This window comes from Paenibacillus sp. FSL H8-0283 (genome assembly GCF_045040675.1).
GTDB lineage: Bacteria > Bacillota > Bacilli > Paenibacillales > Paenibacillaceae > Paenibacillus > Paenibacillus amylolyticus.
In genome coordinates, this window is record NZ_CP150295.1 from 2,950,813 (window position 1) to 2,970,165 (window position 19,353).

A 19,353-nucleotide genomic window follows, 5' to 3' on the forward strand; every position below is an offset into this window, starting at 1 on the left:
GGTTAAATTGAAGATTATTTACCAGAGAATACGACGATAAATAACGATGCGATCGCTTCTATTCCAGATTTTTCGATTCATTTATAGCTAAAAACTCCTTTCCGGTTATTAGGTTTTGACTTTGTAATAAGAGTGAGGTTAAAATATATAAACATACTGATCGATACATAAAGAGGTGAATTGTATGGTTAGACAACGGGAATTTGATACGGATAAAGCACTTGATGCAGCGATGCATACGTTTTGGGACAAAGGGTTCGAAGCGGCGTCTTTAAATGATTTGACGACCGCAATGGGCATACAACGTCCCAGTCTGTATGCGGCTTTTGGCGATAAAAAGGAATTATTTGAAACAGCACTTCGCAGGTATACCACTCAGCACGCGGCTCAAGTCAGAGCCAGACTTCAACAGGGCTCCTCCGTGCGGGAAGCCTTTCGTGGATTGTTTGAACATATTGGAGCAGAGGGGAGTGTGACCGAGCCTAGTCACGGCTGTTTTTGCATTAATACGATGGTTGAGCTGGCTCCACATGATCCCAAATTCGCTGTCCTTACACGGGAGCATCAGATGTACCTGGGTGTTCTTTTCAAAGAAACGATAGAACGAGGGCAACAGAGCGGGGAGTTGTCTACTGACATGAACGCGAGTGCGGTCGCACAGTCTCTGGTTGTATCCATGATTGGACTGACTGTTCTGATGAAATCAGGACCAGACCGCTTATTTGTAGAGCAGAGCATCCAAGTTACGCTGTCTTTGTTACATTAATAGGGAATTATTCTGTTTAAAGTGATGCGGAGTTGCTACAATATATACAAGAATTGAGCAGATATAGGAGGAGATCAGAAATGAATACGAAGTTGCGTTGTGCCGTTTTGGATGATTATCAGAACGTTGCGCTGACGTCGGCGGACTGGGGGCCGTTGATGGATCAGGTGGAGATTCAGACATTCAACAACTATATGGGCTCGGAAGAAAAAGTCATTCAGGAATTGCAGGATTTTGATATTGTGGTCCTGATGCGGGAGCGTACACCGTTTCCAGAGAAGGTCATTTCGCAGCTCCCTAAGCTAAAACTTCTGATTACAAGTGGTATGCGCAACGCTTCGATAGATCTCAAGGCTGCAGAGCAGAACGGGATCATTGTGTGTGGAACTGAGGGAAGCTCTAATCCGCCGACGGAGCTTACATGGGCACTGATTCTGGGGCTGTCCAGACAACTGGTTACGGAAAATAATGCACTTCGCTCCAATCGTAACTGGCAGAGCACAGTAGGATTGGATTTGCATGGGAGAACACTTGGATTGCTTGGTTTGGGCAAAATAGGCACTCGCATGGCTGAGATCGCACAAGCATTTGGTATGAATGTGATGGCCTGGAGCGAGAATCTGACACAAGAGAAAGCCGAAAAACATGGTGTGATCTGGTCCGAGACCAAGGAGCAATTGCTTGCACAGAGCGACATCGTATCCATTCATCTAGTATTGAGTGATCGTACGCGGAATCTGATCGGACAAGCCGAGTTTCAACTAATGAAATCGAGTGCGCTACTCATCAATACGTCGCGAGCGGGCATTGTCGATCAGGAAGCTATGGTAGAGGCACTGCAGCGTGGTGTGATTGCTGGTGCAGGTCTGGATGTATATGAGCAGGAACCGTTACCAGTTAACCATGTGATGCGAACATTACCCAACGTCCTGGCAACACCGCATCTGGGTTATGTGACTCGTGGCAATTATGAGATCTATTATAATCATACCGTAGAGAATATAGCGATGTTCCTGAAGGGAACACCGATCAGACAACTGCTTTCTTAGAATGAACGTATGCGGAGTATGACTCTGCTATAGTTATATAGAATCAACGACAAATAAGGTGCTGCCAGGAAAGAGTTAGACCTGAGCAACACCTTATTAGTATATCTGTGTAGTAGAACAAATGAAGGAATAGCTTAACTGTGTGGTCCTCGCTGGGAGGAATGAATCATGGCGACGCTTGATTCACGAACGATTAAGCGTGGTTCAAATTGGATGTGTTCGTAATCGGTCGTGCTCATCTCCCGAATTCGTTTTAACAACAGCTCAGTAGCAAGTCTGGCGACTTCTTCGCCCATAATGGACACAGAACTAATCTGAGGAGACGTGACGGTTGTCCATTGATTGTTATCCACACCCACAACAGCCACATCTTCAGGTACACGAACCCCTAACTCCTTGAACCGATTAACCAATCCGATGGCAACCATATCATTAATGGCATAGACAGCATCTGGCATATGCGTAAGTCCATAGAAATAATCTGCAGCATTGGCACCTGTATTCAATGAAAAGTCCTCACCAAAGTATACGAGAGAAATGTCCACATGGCCTACGGCTTGCTCATACGCACGAAAGCGTTCTTCAATAATGTCCTTCGGTGCTCCCGCATATGCAATTCGAGTTCGACCGATCTTGAACAGATGTTCCATTACCAATTTGCCTTCAGGTTGAGAGAGAGAGACGATATCTGCCTTCATGCCCGGTTCCAGTTTTTTGCCGTAATTAATCATGGAGATAGGGAGCGGCGCTTTATCAATCAGTCCGGGTAACGTTTTGGGGTACGCCAGAGGCATGAAGATTAGTCCGTCCACATGCAATTTTTTGACATTACGAATGGTTTCAAGCTCCGTTCTGGCATTGCCTGCCGTATTGATCTGCACGACATGGTACCCATGCTGCTTCGCCGTTTGCTCTACAGACCAGGAGATTTCCGGAATGATGGCGTTACGTATGTCGGGTACAACAAGCGCGATCTGGTGCGTTTGCCGGATTTTCAGACTCTGTGCCGAGGTGTTGGGTACAAACCCCAGTTCTTCAATGGCCAGCATCACTTTATCTCGTGTTTTACTGCTGATACCTTCTGAATTGTTGATGGCCCGGGATACGGTAGCGATGCCCACGCCGGCACGCTCTGCAACGTCCTTGATCGTAAGTTTCTGTTCTTTCCTCAATGTACGGTTACCTCACTTTATCGGAAACGATTCCGAATTATTAGGAATATGTATGAACTTCACGATAGTTATATAACTTGATTATAACATTTGAACAATGAAGTATCCCGTGAATGGGCCAGATTTATGGCAACGCCTGATTAAATTTCAATGGGACTACAATAATATTTGCCATGATATATGTTAATAACAAGGATTACATCGTTTGTAATACCCCTAAGATCACTTGAATTAAAGTGCGAGCATTCTTAAGTGAACTCGATATGATCATGAAATAGCCATATTAGTGGAGAAATATGTTTGACAGCGTATCTAAAATGTGACATATTTAATTTACGGAAACGTTTCCGATTATATCACAAATTATGATCTGGGAGATGAAATGAATGAAAGCATTACGTTGGCATGGAGTCAAAGATTTACGTCTCGAAAATATTAATGAACCTCACCCTGAAGAAGGAAAGGTCAAAATAAAAGTGGAATGGTGCGGTATCTGCGGCAGTGATTTGCACGAGTACACAGCAGGTCCAATCTTCATTCCCGCTCAAGCACCGCATCCGTTAACAGGGGAACAAGCTCCTATAGTTATGGGGCATGAATTCTCAGGACAGGTGGTTGAAGTAGGGGAAGGTGTTACGCGTTTCAAGGCGGGCGATCGTGTTGTGGTAGAACCCATCTATGCATGTGGACACTGCGAAGCTTGTAAACAGGGCAGATACAATCTGTGCGATCAGATGGGTTTCCTTGGACTCGCTGGAGGCGGAGGAGGATTCTCCGAGTATGTAACTGCTGCAGAAAACATGGTACATGCCATTCCGGATTCAATCTCGTATGAGCAAGGTGCGTTGGTTGAACCTTCAGCTGTAGCACTTCACGCTGTGCGCCAAAGCAAGCTGAAAGTGGGAGATACGGCAGCCGTGTTTGGCGCAGGCCCAATCGGGTTACTGGTCATCGAAGCGCTTAAAGCTTCGGGAGCGTCGGATATTTATGTGGTGGAGTTATCGGATGAACGGAAAGCAAAAGCCGAAGAGCTCGGTGCCATTGTGATTGATCCAATGCAGTTTAATGTCGTGGAAGAGATCCATCAACGTACACAAGGCGGCGTTAACGTAGCCTATGAAGTAACTGGTGTTCCACGTGTTCTGCAACAAGCCATCGATTCAACACGTATTGGTGGAGAGTTGATGATCGTCAGCATTTTTGAACAGGAAGCACCGATTCACCCGAACTCAATTGTCATGAAAGAGCGTACGGTCAATGGCATTATCGGTTATCGCGATGTGTTCCCGGCGGTGATCAGTCTGATGGATAAAGGTTTCTTCCCGGCTGACAAGCTGGTGACCAAACGAATTTCGTTGGATGAAGTGGTAGAGCATGGATTTGAAGCACTGTTGAAAGAGAAAAATCAGGTTAAGATTTTGGTAAAAGCTGAATAGAAATCACAGACAGTAAGAACAAGTAGACAGCACATCAACAGATGTGATTGTCTACTTTTTTTGTATAAATAGGGCGGAATTTGTTGCATGTGCGGGTGGTTTTACATAGTATAAAAAGATACAAATTGTATCATCTTGGTGTGAAGGTAATGATGATGAAAAAATGAAGGAGGAAGCGGACATGCAGAGACATACAAAATGGACAGCCGTAATTTTGACCATTGTCGCAGGAATGAGCTGGATGCTTATGGGGAACTCCAAGCCGAAAAACACCACGTCAACGAGTCAACCCCCTGCGACGGAACGTGGGCTTGCCAAGGTGTCGAATGCACCAATCAGTTCAGCGGATGTAACATCGAAGATCGAACTGCTAGGCAGACCTTTTACCAAAACACCATATGCTAATAACGTCTGGGACATGCAACTGTACAACGGCAAAATATATTTGGGCCACGGAAATAGTAGCAATCTGGGCGTAGCTCCTAATTCAGGCCCTATTCCAGTCATTTATTATGATACAGCGAATGCAAAATTCAAGACCCAGTCAGTGACTAATAGCAACCCGAGCATCTTGCCATCAACGAAGATGTATGTGGATGAGGAACAGATTGATATCTACAGAGTACTAAACGACAAGTTATATATTCCTGGCAATGATTCCGATAGTGAACAGTGGGAACTGGGTAACTTCTATCGTCTGGATGGAGAGGTGTGGACCAAATATCGCAATCTGCCGCTGGGTGTACACGTATACGATTTGGCATCTTATCAGGGTAAAATGTTTGCCGCGCTGGGTACAGAGTCCAAACCAACCATTCTAATCTCTCATAATGAAGGTGAAACTTGGCAAAAATATGCGACCATTAATACGTTTGGTTTCCGGGCTTATACCATGTTCCATCTTAATGGCAAGTTATATGCATCTGGCATGATGTATCCTGCCAATAAAATATGGAATGACAAAACTAATATTTTGGAGATTAATGAAAAGCTTGAGAAACGGGATGTTGTCATCTATGGTAACAAAATGCTGCCTGGACTAACCTATCAAACGGGCACGATTCCTTATAATAAAATAGGCAAAAATGTTAACTTCAATAACAAGTTGCTCTATATAGCGGGAGGCGTGTTCAATGATGGGCAGTTGCTGCCCAAATCTTTGAATGTCATGACCGACATCAATCAGGCAAGGCGAGTTAATCTCCCGGATGCCAAGGCGCTCCCAACCGATGTGCTGTTGCGTGATGGCAAGGTGTATGTGCTTACGTACACTCGCCAAAGTGCCAATCTGTATATCAATCGGGTCTACCAATCCACTGATCTGACCACATGGAATGAGATTTTACGTTTTAACCAGGACACCTATGCCAAGTCTTTCGAAGAGAACGAGGGTGACTTCTACTTTGGTCTGGGTACCGATCCGGATGTGTTATCAACTTCATCAGGGAAATTGCTTCGAGTGAATCGCAGTGATATCCCCGTGAATGCTAATTAAATTGGAAGGAAGATTATGGATTATATACTATGCTACATCCACATTATTGGTGACCGGGAAAATACTTTAAGATGTAGTAGAGTGCATGTCAGACTGCTTCGGTAGTGTGATCCAACAGAGGCTGCCGTAAGGTAGCTTTCTTTTTTTTCTATAAGAGTAGTTTGAACGCCCAACTTCGAAAATTTGAAAATAAAATTAAGAAACTATAAAATGGATAGAGAAATAATCCTAAACCAGTCAACTGGATTACACGTGTTACAATATACAAAAGCATGTCGCATTTCATGTGGATGCGGAGTTCCACACTTCCAATTGCAAAGGAGCAATGTACTATGAACGTACCTTCAGCATTATTCAAACCTTTCACCTCGGACAAGCTAACATTGTCTAATCGAATCGTTATGGCACCCATGACTCGCGGATTCTCACCGGAGGGTGTACCTGGACCAGAAGTTGCTGAATACTATCGTCGCAGAGCAGCAGGTGGAGTGGGGCTCATCATAACGGAAGGTACAGGCATTAATCATCCATCTTCGATTAGTGGAGCGAGTATTCCATTATTCCATGGTGAAGATTCGTTGCAAGGATGGGCTAATGTAGTGAAAGCAGTACATGAAGCGGGTGGCAAAATTATGCCACAATTGTGGCATGTGGGTACAGCACGTCGTTCCGGTGACTTGCCTAACGCAGAAGCTGATCCTGTAAGTCCGTCAGGGGTTAGCATGGCAGGTGAACCATCACGTGAACCATTAACGGAAGAGGAGATTCAAGGTCTTGTACAGGCATTTGCCCAAGCGGCAGCGGATGCACAGCGAATCGGGTTTGACGGCATTGAACTGCACGGAGCCCATGGATACCTGATTGACCAATTCTTCTGGGAGCAGACGAATCGACGGACCGACAATTATGGTGGTGATTTGGTACGGCGAACTCAATTTGCAGTTGAAGTGATTGAAGCTTGTCGTGCGGCGGTTGGTCCTGATTTCCCAATTGTGCTCCGGTTCTCCCAATGGAAGATGGGGAATTATGAGGCACGTCTGGTGGAGACGCCAGAACAATTGGAGCAATTCTTGGCCCCGCTCAGTGCTGCTGGCGTGGATATATTCCATTGTTCTACACGCCGGTTCTGGTTACCGGAATTCGAAGGATCTGAGCTGAATCTTGCGGGTTGGACACAGAAAATCACGGGCAAACCAGCTATTTCAGTTGGATCGGTAGGGCTTGAAGCTGAATTTGTAGACAGAGCAACCGAGAACCAAGGAACAGGGGATGCCCATTTGGATCAATTAAATGAGAAGTTGGAGAACAATGAATTTGACTTGATCGCCTTGGGTCGTGTTCTGCTTAGTGATCCCGAATGGCCTGCCAAAGTTCGTGAAGATCGCATATCCGAAATCATTCCATTTACAACGGAAGTGTTGCAAACACTCCATTAATAGAAGCCTAATAACGTTTGGTGAAAGGTGAACTAACATTGAACGGCAACGATTTACAACGAAAAGTAAAACAAAAACGAACAAATAGGCCGCCTTTGGGCGGCTTTTCAATTTGTCTATACTAATAATTTCAACATATGAAAAATTCACAATAGAAAATCGTTTTCTGCACCGGTACTCCTTTTTATTCTCCACATACATCGCACACGCGCCTAGTCACAACACCATTAAGTTCCACATCTCAGGTTCCAGTGCAACCACTTTTTTTACCACTTAAGTGTCTGAACAACGATTCAATCTTCAGTACGACTTATTTTGAAAATCCACCACCTTATGATAAGGTTAGGCCTGAACCCAAGGGTTGCCAAGATGACATTACATAAGGAGGATGAATATCCTTGCACAACTATAGGTACAACTCGAACAATAAATGGAGAAAACCACTGCATATGATGTGTCTTCTGCTGGGGATCGTTCTGCTTTTATCGGCATGTGGCCAAGCACAGAAACCTTCCTCCGCGACGGACTCGAATACCGGATCGAACGCTGGCTCCAACTCAGGGCAATCTTCCTCATCGCCGGAGCAGAATACCGCGCCACCGCAAGAAGAAGTCGATCCGGTGCAGGAGCAACTTAGTTCATTAACGTTAGAAGAGAAGATTGGACAGATGATACTGGCCGGTGTTCAAGGGACAACGTTGGATGATCAAGCCAAACAGATGATTACCGATCAAAAGGTAGGGGGCATTATTTTCTATGCCAACAATGTATCGACACTCGAGGGAACAGCCAAGTTTGTACAATCCATCAAGGAAGCGAATCAGTCCAACCCGGTACCGATCTTCATGAGTGTGGATCAGGAGGGCGGCAAAGTGAGCCGTATGCCGGAGACGGTGGAATCCATTCCTTCCAGTAGAAAAGTAGGGGAGACGAAAGATAGCGCGCTTGCTGAAACGATGGGCGAATTACTGGCCAGACAAGTTCAGCTTGCGGGCTTTAATGTGGACTTTGCTCCTGTGTTGGATGTGAATAGTAACCCGAAGAACCCGGTGATTGGAGATCGTTCATTCGGCAGCTCGGCAGAACTGGTGTCACGTATGGGGATTGCAGAGATGAAGGGACTACGTAATGAAGGCATTATTCCGGTAGTGAAACATTTTCCGGGTCATGGTGATACGTCCGTGGACTCCCATCTCGATCTCCCTGTCGTGAATAAAACGGAAAAACAACTGGCCGAGCTTGAATGGATTCCGTTCCAGGCCGCAGTGAAGGAGCAGGTAGAGGCGGTCATGGTTGCACACATTTTGTTCCCGAAGCTGGACCCGGATCATCCGGCTTCCTTATCGGATGTCATTATAGGTGAACATTTGCGCGGGAAGTTCAATTATGATGGTGTCGTCATCACAGATGACCTGAGTATGGGTGCAATCGCGAAGAACTACAAGTTGGACCAGGCAACCCTAGCAACTGTTAAAGCAGGAAGTGACATTCTGTTGGTAGCTCACAGTTATGAGAGTGCCAAGACGATTTTTGATACGCTAATAAGTGCAGTAAAGTCAGGCAAAATCACCGAGTCCCGAATTGATGAAAGTGTATATCGTATCCTGGCATTGAAGCAACAATACAAGTTATCCGATGATCAGAAAGCTTCCGGAGACCTGAAGCAATTGAATGCAGATATTGTGGATTGGCGTAAGCAAATCGATGCTAGATAATAAATCCTGTGTTATGATTTTGCCAGAGGTGAGATCCAATAATGTATACCATTATGATAATAGAGGACGATCCCAAGATTGCGGGATTATTGAAATCACATATTGAACGCTACGGGGACCGGGCCGTACTGGTCGAGGATTTTGAGATGATTGTGCAACAGTTTGAGCAGGTACAGCCACATGTGGTACTTCTGGATATCAACTTGCCCAGTTACGATGGTTTCTATTGGTGCCGCCAGATTCGTACGCTGTCTACATGCCCCATTTTGTTTATCTCCGCACGGAGTGGGAAGATGGATCAGGTCATGGCACTGGAGAACGGGGCGGATGATTATATTACGAAGCCATTTGAGCATGAGATTGTTATAGCAAAAATTCGAAGTCAGCTGCGCCGGGTATATGGGGACTATGCTGCTCGTGATGAAGAACGCAAGGTGGAACTGGACGGTTTGGTCGTGTACTTGGAAAGACTGGAGATTCAGCTTGGTGATCGCAAAGTACAGCTGACGAAGAAGGAAACGATTCTGCTGGAAACGTTACTCCGCCGCAGTCCCAAGCTGGTGAGCAGAGAGACAATCTTGGAGAAGCTGTGGGATGACTCTTTTGTGGATGACAATACACTCAGCGTAAACGTTACTCGGGTGCGTAAACGATTAGCCGAACTTGGTATTACGGACGCACTGGAAACGGTCAGAGGTTCGGGTTACCGATTGAACAATACCTGGAAGGCCTCATCACCATCATGAGATTGTTTATACGAGAACATCTCGCTTTAACGTGCTGGGTTGTTGCCATCTTGTTCACCGTTGTTGCAGTGTTCTGGTATGACGGTTACAACGATTGGGTCACGGCTGCTTATGCCGTAGCGTTGGGATTATTTTTATACATCGGATATTTGGTGTATCGTTATTATTCACATCGCTCATTTTATACCCGGATGTCACGGTCGATGGATTCGCTGAAGGAATTTGTACCATTGAACGAAACAAGTCCTTTATCACTGGCGCTGGAAAAGCTGCTGGATTCACAATACGGACAGTACCATGCTCATCTCCATCGGCTGGAACAACGGCAGCAAGAATATCTGACATTCATGAACCAGTGGGTCCATCAGATGAAGACACCGTTATCCGTTATTGAGTTGACCGTGGAAGGTCAGGAAGATGATGATCCTCGGCTCGTAAGCATTCGGGAGGAAGCGGACCAGATGAGGCGAGGCTTGGAGACTGTGCTGTATGTGGCCCGGTTGGATACCTTCGAACAGGATTTCAGTGTCGAACCTGTGATACTGAAGACCGCTGGGGAAGAAGCGATCCATGAGCTCAAGCGATTCTTTATTCGCAATCACGTCTATCCAGAGATGCATATCGATTCTGCGCTGGTTGTGCAATCCGATGCCAAGTGGATTCGTTTTGTCTTGGTACAGTTACTGTCCAATGCAATCAAATACTCCGCGGGCAGCGGGCAAAAGATCTATGTGCGTGCGTATGAAGCCGAACGCTCCATCATACTGGAAGTGCAGGATCAGGGCATCGGAATTCCGAAGTCTGATCTAAACCGGGTATTCCAGCCTTTCTTCACCGGGGAGAACGGGCGGCATTTCAAAGAGTCCACAGGCATGGGGCTGTATATTGTAAAAGAAGTGTTAACACGGATGAACCATAGGATTGATCTTGAATCTGTGTACGGCGAAGGAACGACTGTCCGAATTACATTCAACTCTTGAAGTGACAGGTTGAAGATAAGATTGGGACGTGAGTTCTGTATTTTTGTTGAAGAAGTGTGAGTGGAGTATATATTACAGTGTAAGTGTAAGTATAGACGTCTATTGCCTGATCGGGGCGAAGGCGTCTTTTTGATTTTCATGATGCAACCTTACAACATTGTCATGTTGATGAAAGGTTAAACCATAGGAGAATGGCCGAAACTTCGATAGACTATAGTCATAAGAGTACAGGAAAGGCCACGCACAATACGCATGCATACAGCATGAAAAGTAACTTGATTTTGAATTCATATATCACTAAGGAGTTGTAACCATGGAGATTTGTTCTGTGAAACAGATCAGTAAAATCTACAAAGGCATCTTATCTTATGAAGCGTTATCAGGTATTGACCTCAGTATTCAGGAAGGTGAGTTTGTTGGCATCATGGGACCATCCGGTAGTGGCAAAACAACACTGCTGAACATGATCTCAACCATTGATCATCCAACATCAGGCGAACTGCGGATTGCAGGGAAGAATCCGTTTGAATTGAATCAGGACGAACTCGCGCTGTTTCGGCGCAAAGAGCTTGGATTCGTTTTTCAATCGTTCAATCTGTTAAATACCCTGACAGTCAAGGAAAACATTGTGTTGCCACTGACTCTTGACGGTGTTTCGCTAGCAGAGATGAACACTCGTGTTGAACATCTGGCAAGCAAGCTGGGGATCGAGGGTATTCTGAACAAACGGACATATGAGATATCAGGAGGACAGGCACAGCGTACGGCCATTGCCAGAGCGCTTATCCATTCCCCGAAGCTGATTCTGGCCGATGAACCAACAGGCAACCTGGATTCGAAGGCGGCAAGAGATGTGATGGAGATTCTCGAAACCCGCAATCAGGAGGATCAGGCTACGATGTTGCTGGTCACTCATGATGCAGTAGCTGCAAGTTATTGCAGTCGGGTTGTCTTTATCAAGGATGGCAAACTGTATAATGAAATTCACTACGGCGATAATCGCGCAGCCTTTTACCAGAAGATTATTAATGTATTATCCCTAATGGGAGGTTCAGGACATGAATTTTCGCCAGTTCGCCATTAATAACGTTGTTCGCAACAAACGAATTTATCTGGCTCATTTTCTGAGCAGTACATTTTCCGTTATGATCTTTTTTACTTATGCATTGCTCCTGTTCCATCCTGATTTGAAAGCGGGGTTAAAGGGATCAAGTGGAACGGTTACGTTGCTTGCAAATCAGGGGTTTGTGATTGCAGAGATCATTATATTCATCTTTTCATTCCTGTTCCTGCTCTACTCCGTTGGTTCATTTCTGAAGACGCGCAAGAAGGAATTTGGTATTTTCCTGATCATAGGCATGACACGTAAGCAGATGAACAGACTTCTGTTTATGGAGAACATGTGTATCGGATTAGCTTCCATCATTACCGGGATTGGACTCGGAATTATTTTCGGCAAATTGATTCTGCTGATCTGTGGCTCCATGCTGGCTGTTGAGAACAGTCTTCGATTCTATTTTCCGCTAAAAAGCATTGCCCTGACGGCAGGTGCATTTCTGCTGCTGTTTGTTGTGATCGCGATGTCCTCATCCTTGCTCATTCGCAAAGGAACTCTCATTGACCTTGTGAAATCAGAGGAAAAACCGAAACCGGAACCCAAAGCCTCACGTCTACTCGCCTTGTTATCCGTATTGTTGATTGGTGGGGGTTATGCAGGAGTATTCACTTTTGTATGGATAAGCTTCTCCTTTCCGTTATTACTCGCAAGTGTCGTGGTTGTTATTGCAGGTACGTACTTTCTGTTCACGCAGCTCAGTGTATACATCATTCGGGCACTGAAAAGAAATCCAAGGTTGTTTTTCCGTAAAACCAATCTGCTCTTCCTATCTGAACTTACCTATAGAATGAAAGATAACGCCATCATGTTTTTCATGGTAAGTATCATCTCGGCTTCTTCATTTACGGGAATTGGCACCATGCTTGCTATTGCTGACCCGGGGTTGTCGTCCATGTCGAATCCGTACGCATTCAGTTATATGAATAACTGGTATACTCCAAACTCCGAGCGACATATTCGGCAGATTGAAGAAACGTTGATTGATAATCAAGTTCCCTACGTGAAGGGCAGTTATGCTCCTATAGGTGAAAATAATAATGGGAATATTATCAAACTGAGTGATTATAACCGTCTTGCGAAGGCACTGGGGTATGAAGAACGTACGTTGAAACAAATCGATGAGTCATTTATGACACCAAGCAATTTGGCGATGCGCAAGGAGTACCGTGAACAGGTTGAAAAAGGAGCCTCGGGAGGAAAGATCAATCTGGAGGTTGATAATCAGCACATACCTGTCCAGCTATCGACACCTGGTACCGATATTGTGATTCCTTTTCAATATGAAATTTATCTCTACGTCGTAACCGACGAATTGTTTAATAAGATGAGACCTGCGTACAACGAGGAAGTTGGCATGCCTGAAGGTTTCTATTCGAGTCGAACGATACAATTTATCGTGAAAGATTGGATGGGTACACGCAGCTTTGCTCCTGAATTGATCAAATCCATTCAAGATGATCATTCCGAAAAAGGTTATTACGAGGTCAGCGCGCTTGTGGTGGACTGGCTTAATTCCAAGCAGACCAATGGCATCATTCTAATTTTGAGCGGCCTGATCGGCATTGTTTTCTTCACCTTTGCAGCAAGTTTCACGTATTTCAGACTTTACGCAGATCTAGAACGGGATGAAGCGCAGTATCGCATGATTGGCAAAATGGGACTGAGTCGTCCCGAACTCCGTAAGATCGTAACAAGGCAGCTATTGCTTATGTTCTTCCTGCCGATTCTGGTGGCGGTCATCCACAGTTCGGTTGCCTTTGTAGCGTTGCAGCAACTGGTTGATTTCTCGGTCTTTGGATACAGCCTGCGCATCTTCTTGGTGTTTGCTTCCATGCAGATTTTGTATTTTGCACTCGTGCGCTGGCGGTATCTGCGTCACATGTATTCCAAATTAGTCTAAAATAGCATGGCCCAACAGACACCGGACTCATCGTTCGGTGTCTGTTGACTTTTCTAGCTAAGGCACAGTACTATTTCATTAGATACAGAATGTATCATTACATAGTTTCTCAAGCAGTTAGAAGGATGGAGTTACAGAAATGTCAGGCCGGTGCCTGAGAGGGAGGACATATCATGAGTATCACGATGTCTCGTGGACAAGCTTACATTCAACGTTTGAATGATGAGCGGAATGTATGGCTGGACGGAGAGCGTATCCAGGTAACTGGGCATCAGGCCTTTCAGGGAACACTTCAAACCATAGAAGGATTGTTCAATCTGGTGGATGACCCGGAGACAAGAGAAACCGTGGCCTACTGGGACGAACAGACGGGAAGTTACGTGCATCGCTCCTTTCTTGTGCCCCGTTCACTTCCTGACGTGAAGAGCAGGGCAGATGCTTTTCAATTATGGGCCGATCGGACGTACGGGGTGATGAGCCGATTGTCTGATTATGCCCGATCCCGCCTGACCGGTTGGTATGCAACACGACATGAGATGACAGCGCATGACCCGGCATTTGCAGACAAAATATCGGATTATTTTGCACAAGCCAAACGAAAAGATGCATTCCTGACAATTGTCCAGCGGGACCCACAGATTAATCGTTCCTTGCCTGTTGGTGAAGATGAGGATTCCATGCTACGGATTATCAAAAGTAATACGGAGGGCGTAGTCATTCGCGGGGCCAAAATGGTGGCAACAGCAGCGCCTTATGCCGATGATATCATTGCTTATCCCGTTCAACGAATTCCGGACCACTTGCCAGAGCTGGCCCATATGGTAATTGTAGCCGCGGACAGTCCGGGCTTGCACATGATGTGTCGTGAATCTTTTGCCACAAAAGATACAGATAAATCACATCCACTTAGTGGGCAGTATGATGAGATGGATGCTGTGTTATTTTTTGATGATGTATTCGTGCCCTGGGAACGTGTATTACTGCACAATAACCCTGAAGCCGTATGGCAGATTCGCTGCAATACAGCTTCGGCCAGTCTAGCCTACCATCAGAGTGTCATTCGATTACACTCGAAACTGGAGTTTATTACAGCCGTGACCTCATCCATTGGAAAGGAGATTGGGGTGGACTCTTTCCTGAATGTGCAGGAACAACTTGGAGAGCTGATCAGTCAGATGCAGACTATCGAGGGACTGATTATTGCTGCTGAAGCACAGTCCAAGCGGGACGCATTTGGCAACTGGCTGCCGGAATTGAAATATATTGAAACCGCACGTAATCTGGGCAATCGCTATTATCCCCGCGCGGTGGAGATTTTGAAGACCATTGCTGCGGGTGGTCTGATTCAGATTCCTTCTGGTACGTTTGAGATGAATGAAATGATGGGTTCCATGATTGGCAAATATCTTGGTGGAGTAACGATGCAAGCCCCGGAGAAGATTCGACTCTTTCAACTCGCATGGGAGCTGACCGGAAGTCCACTCGGAGCAAGGCATGATCTATATGAACGTTTCTACGCGGGTGATCCCGTGCGCAATCGGGCGAACCAATATGTGCAGTATGACAAGGAACGTTTATTGGGGAAAGTTGAGCCGTGGCTTCGTTCGCTTAAGGACTGATCTGATGATCTAATACAAATGCTCCGAATGAAGATTGAAAAGCCTGAATGAAGAACGAAAAGCTTGAATGTAGGCTGAAAACAGCCCTTTTTTAGTTAATGCCTTGGCATGAGCCAGGGCTCTATTTCTATTTATTTAGATTATCTTTAGAAATGATTTAGGTTGAATTAAGAGACGTAGTATATAGTAATAATGTAGAGATAGGCATAGAGTATAGGAAATGAGAGGAATATCATGAGATACACCGTATTAATTGCAGATGACGAACCAGAGATTGTTGAACTGCTTCAACTATATCTGGAGAAGGACTATACCATTAAAACTGCGGTGAATGGAGCCGAGGCATTACAATGCATACGTTCAACACAGATCGATCTGGTCATACTGGACATCATGATGCCTGTAATGGATGGATTGCAGTTGATCAAACAGATCAGAGCCACATATCACATGCCTGTACTGTTCCTATCCGCTAAAAGTCAGGATCACGATAAAATCCTTGGACTTGGACTTGGGGCAGACGATTATATAGCGAAGCCGTTCAACCCGCTTGAGATTGTCGCCAGAGTAGAGGCGTTGCTCAGAAGAGTTAATCAATTTGATGCAGCGGAGATCCCCGAAGCGAAAGAACAGAATCTGGTATTAGGTGAGCTGACGCTGGATCGATCCCAATGTATCCTTTTTCGTTCAGGAAGTCCTGTAACATTGACCTCTACAGAGTATAAAATTATGGAATTGTTGCTCGATCAACCTGGCCGAGTGTTCACCCGTAAAAAAATATACGAAGCGGTCTGGGGCGATTATTATGCGCACGAGGACAGTACTATCATGGTACATATCAGCAACATTCGGGAGAAGATCGAGCGTGACTCCAGACAACCGGAATATCTCAAAACGATAAGGGGACTGGGATACAAAATTGAAGCGCCCATGGAAAGCTAGAGAAAAGCGACTTTTACAGACATCCCTGACACTGGACTTCTTGTTGTTCAACTTCTTTTTGCTGTTACTGGTATTGATTGTGTACCTTATGGTTTCACTTGATGTCGTGGATTTTCGCATTTCGGATCAGGTGGTAGACCCGAATCTGAATGTTGAAGCCCACGTGTATGTGGAGGAGCTGGAGAACGAATTTTATTCCGGTGGAGGTTCGGTGTCGAAAGGCAAAGACACAGAGATTCAACGTCTCAAGGATAGCGGTGGCTGGATTGAGATTCTGGATGCGAATCGCAATGTCATTCGTCATGTGGGAGACAAGCAAGATGCGTTCACACAATACAGTGAAGCCGATCTGTATGATGGATTGGAAAATCGGAGTGACCAGGAATACTATTATTCGATCACTCCTCTCTCGACAGAAGGAGCGGTAGCGTATGTATTGCTCAAAATCCCGCGTGATCTGGTCAGCGTGCGGATTAATGATAATCAGTTGATTACTAATCTGAAACATCCATTATCCTTTTACATTATGATTGGCATAGGTTTAGTATTGTTATTGATCTTTGTATATAGCTATTGGGTCGCACGGAGAATCAAAAAACCACTCAGTATCCTCTCCTCGGGTCTTACGCAGATGATACAGGGAAATTATAGTACACGGATGTCGATCTCAGCCGAGAGGGAATTTGTCCAGATAGGTGAGACTTTCAACTACATGGCGGATGTCATTGAGAACACCTCTGCGGAGAAACGTTACGCCGAAGAGAGCAAACAGCGACTGATTGTAGACTTATCACATGATCTGAAGACACCGATAACATCCATACAGGGATATGCGCAGGCATTGGTGGAAGGACGTGGGGAGGACAAGGATAGGCAGCAAAGATATCTGGGATACATCTATAACAAGTCTGTTCAAGTTGCACGCATGATACAGAATATGCTGGAGCTGCTCAAGGTGGATTCGCCCGATTTTCGCATGCATATTCAGAGAAGAGAGATTGGAGAATTCCTGCGCGAGATTATGGCAGATACCTATGGGGAGATTGAACAGAAACAGTTTGTCCTTCATGTACTTGTTCCTGATGAGGTGATCTACGCGAGGTACGATCCGGAGCTGTTATCCAGAGTCATTCAGAATCTGATTACCAATGCTCTGTCTTATAATCCAATCGGGACCGAACTGCGCGTCGAACTCATTCCGCTTCATACCCATGTGGTGATAGAGGTGGCAGATAACGGAGTGGGTATACCTCAAGAACTATGGTCAACGATCTTTGACCCGTTTGTACGAGGGGATGAGGCGCGGACAGCGACCGGAGGCACCGGACTTGGTTTGTCCATCGCACGACGTAATACGGAGAAAATGGGCGGACGGCTGATCCTTTCCCGGCGTGGGCGAGAAACCACCGTGTTTAGCATTGAGATTCCAAATTAAATAAGAGAAGAAATGTCCATGTGGGGGGAAATATTTTGTTCAAAGTAAATACGTTTGTCCGGTTCAGTATTGCACTGGCGCTGATATTGGTTAATATCTATTTATTATCACGTGTAAGCTTCATCTTTCAGCCGCTCGTCACCATGATCACGGTCATTACCGTGCCGATGATGTTGTCGGTGTTCTTTTATTATCTGCTAAGGCCGCTTGTGAATTATATGGAGAAAAAGAAAATAAATCGCACGCTAAGTATTTTGCTAATCTATCTGGTTATTGCTATTCTGGGAGTGTTCTTCATCATTGGTTTATGGCCTTCGTTACGTGAGCAACTGTTCAATCTGGTCGATAACGCACCAAGTTTAATTAATTCATTAAGTGACCAGCTGAGAGAGCTGGAGCAAAATGGTGCCATTCAGGCCTTGTTCCCTGAGGGCTCGACACCTTTCTCCCAGATCACGGAGTATATCAACAAAGGATTTAACTTTGTGACCAACTACGTAAGTGGATTCTTCTCACTTGTTTCCAGTTTTGCGATCATCTTGTTTACACTACCGATCCTTTTGTTCTATATGCTGTTACAAGGCGAGAAATTTGGTCGTAAATTGGCACATATCGCTCCAAAACGTTTCCAAAATGACAGCCGTGATGTTGTAATTGAGATTGATCAGGCGTTGAGTGGTTTTATCGTGGGAAGAGTTTTGGTCAATCTGGCGCTGGGTGTACTTATGTATATCGGTTTCCTCATCATTGGACTGCCGTACGCATTACTGCTCACGGTAATTGCGGTCATCATGAATTTTGTTCCGTTTATCGGAGCGATTGTGTCGTCCGTCCCGATTGTGATCATGGGTCTCGTGGTATCACCATCGGTTGCCATCTGGTCTCTGATTATTATTCTTGTCGCTCAGCAGATTCAGGACAACCTGGTTGCACCGTACGTATTCGGCAAAAAGCTGGATATTCACCCGCTCACGACCATCATTCTGGTGTTGGGTGCAGGCGACCTGGGTGGAATTATTGCCATCCTGATTATTATCCCGGTTTATATGATCGTTAAAATTCTTTTGGTTCGAATCTATAACATGTTCTTTAAGGACAAATGGCAGAATGCATAGAATTTAATTATTCGAAGGAGTGGAGCACATGTCTGAAATTATCGAAAAACAATACAATGAACCTGAATATATCGCACCTCAATCTGTTCAAATGGGTACCATTCATATTTCGAATGATGTGCTGTCCAAGATTGTAGGGATGGCGGCTCAATCAACGGCTGGCGTATCTTCCATGTCCGTTGGACTGACTGAAGGGATTGCCAAGAGTATCAGCGGCAAGAGTCTGCAAAAAGGGATTGACGTACACGTCAAAGACGATCAGGCAACCATCCAGCTGCGCATCAACATTCAATATGGCAACAAGATGCACGAGGTCTGCCGTGAACTTCAACATAATGTTCAACAGGCTGTAGAACAATTAGCCGGCGTCATGGTAGATGAAATCAAAGTGCAAGTTGTTGGCATATCCATGCCGGAGATGGTATAAACC

General features: G+C 45.2%; 16 protein-coding genes. 15 read left to right on the forward strand and 1 reads right to left on the reverse strand.

All coding sequences use genetic code 11. The features are described 5' to 3' along the window. Positions 1–184 precede the first annotated feature (184 nt). Both MHI52_RS13470 and MHI52_RS13475 read left to right on the forward strand, forming a co-directional pair. On the forward strand, positions 185–766 hold the full coding sequence (locus MHI52_RS13470; protein ID WP_036670661.1) for a TetR/AcrR family transcriptional regulator: 582 nt from the start codon (positions 185–187) through the stop codon (positions 764–766). A gap of 80 nt (positions 767–846) precedes the next feature. Beyond that, positions 847–1,815, forward strand: coding sequence for a D-2-hydroxyacid dehydrogenase family protein (locus MHI52_RS13475; protein WP_405159187.1), 969 nt, complete (start codon positions 847–849; stop codon positions 1,813–1,815). Between the two features lie 134 nt (positions 1,816–1,949). Here the strand turns inward: MHI52_RS13475 and MHI52_RS13480 are convergent, their stop codons facing one another. Then, positions 1,950–2,987: a LacI family DNA-binding transcriptional regulator gene (locus MHI52_RS13480; protein ID WP_036670663.1), complete on the reverse strand. Its 1,038-nt coding sequence runs from the start codon at positions 2,985–2,987 to the stop codon at positions 1,950–1,952. A 386-nt stretch (positions 2,988–3,373) separates the two neighbouring features. Here MHI52_RS13480 and MHI52_RS13485 point away from each other — a divergent pair, with 386 nt between their 5' ends. From MHI52_RS13485 to MHI52_RS13545, 13 genes are all read left to right on the forward strand, one after another. Continuing rightward, positions 3,374–4,423, forward strand: a complete 1,050-nt coding sequence (locus tag MHI52_RS13485) for a 2,3-butanediol dehydrogenase (protein ID WP_076249528.1) — start codon at positions 3,374–3,376, stop codon at positions 4,421–4,423. Between the two features lie 181 nt (positions 4,424–4,604). Further along, complete coding sequence (locus MHI52_RS13490; RefSeq protein WP_339286614.1) at positions 4,605–5,918, forward strand: hypothetical protein; 1,314 nt, start codon at positions 4,605–4,607, stop codon at positions 5,916–5,918. 332 nt (positions 5,919–6,250) lie between these two features. Beyond that, positions 6,251–7,354 carry an NADH:flavin oxidoreductase gene (locus tag MHI52_RS13495; protein WP_405159188.1) on the forward strand — a complete coding sequence of 368 codons (1,104 nt, stop codon included), beginning with the start codon at positions 6,251–6,253 and terminating at the stop codon, positions 7,352–7,354. A 398-nt stretch (positions 7,355–7,752) separates the two neighbouring features. Then, positions 7,753–9,069 carry a beta-N-acetylhexosaminidase gene (gene nagZ, locus MHI52_RS13500; protein ID WP_405159189.1) on the forward strand — a complete coding sequence of 439 codons (1,317 nt, stop codon included), beginning with the start codon at positions 7,753–7,755 and terminating at the stop codon, positions 9,067–9,069. A 41-nt stretch (positions 9,070–9,110) separates the two neighbouring features. After that, complete coding sequence (locus MHI52_RS13505; protein WP_047842720.1) at positions 9,111–9,815, forward strand: response regulator transcription factor; 705 nt, start codon at positions 9,111–9,113, stop codon at positions 9,813–9,815. Beyond that, positions 9,812–10,795 (forward strand): sensor histidine kinase, encoded by a 984-nt coding sequence (locus tag MHI52_RS13510; protein WP_405159190.1) that lies wholly within the window; start codon positions 9,812–9,814, stop codon positions 10,793–10,795. The genes MHI52_RS13505 and MHI52_RS13510 overlap by 4 nt, the downstream gene beginning before the upstream one ends. 313 nt (positions 10,796–11,108) lie before the next feature. Beyond that, positions 11,109–11,879: an ABC transporter ATP-binding protein gene (locus tag MHI52_RS13515; protein WP_405159191.1), complete on the forward strand. Its 771-nt coding sequence runs from the start codon at positions 11,109–11,111 to the stop codon at positions 11,877–11,879. Then, positions 11,854–13,812 (forward strand): ABC transporter permease, encoded by a 1,959-nt coding sequence (locus MHI52_RS13520; protein WP_047842722.1) that lies wholly within the window; start codon positions 11,854–11,856, stop codon positions 13,810–13,812. The genes MHI52_RS13515 and MHI52_RS13520 overlap by 26 nt, the downstream gene beginning before the upstream one ends. Positions 13,813–13,985: 173 nt before the next feature. Then, a complete protein-coding gene (locus MHI52_RS13525) occupies positions 13,986–15,431 on the forward strand; it encodes a 4-hydroxyphenylacetate 3-hydroxylase family protein (RefSeq protein WP_405159192.1) in 1,446 nt (481 codons plus the stop codon). A 234-nt stretch (positions 15,432–15,665) separates the two neighbouring features. Further along, on the forward strand, positions 15,666–16,373 hold the full coding sequence (locus MHI52_RS13530) for a response regulator transcription factor (RefSeq protein ID WP_036608597.1): 708 nt from the start codon (positions 15,666–15,668) through the stop codon (positions 16,371–16,373). Next, complete coding sequence (locus tag MHI52_RS13535) at positions 16,351–17,808, forward strand: ATP-binding protein (protein ID WP_405159193.1); 1,458 nt, start codon at positions 16,351–16,353, stop codon at positions 17,806–17,808. Before MHI52_RS13530 ends, MHI52_RS13535 begins: the two co-directional genes overlap by 23 nt. A 35-nt stretch (positions 17,809–17,843) precedes the next feature. Continuing rightward, a complete protein-coding gene (locus MHI52_RS13540; RefSeq protein ID WP_076318067.1) occupies positions 17,844–18,923 on the forward strand; it encodes an AI-2E family transporter in 1,080 nt (359 codons plus the stop codon). A gap of 28 nt (positions 18,924–18,951) precedes the next feature. Then, entirely contained in the window at positions 18,952–19,350 is a 399-nt protein-coding gene (locus tag MHI52_RS13545; protein WP_076214747.1) for an Asp23/Gls24 family envelope stress response protein, read from the forward strand. The last annotated feature ends 3 nt before the right edge of the window (positions 19,351–19,353 follow it).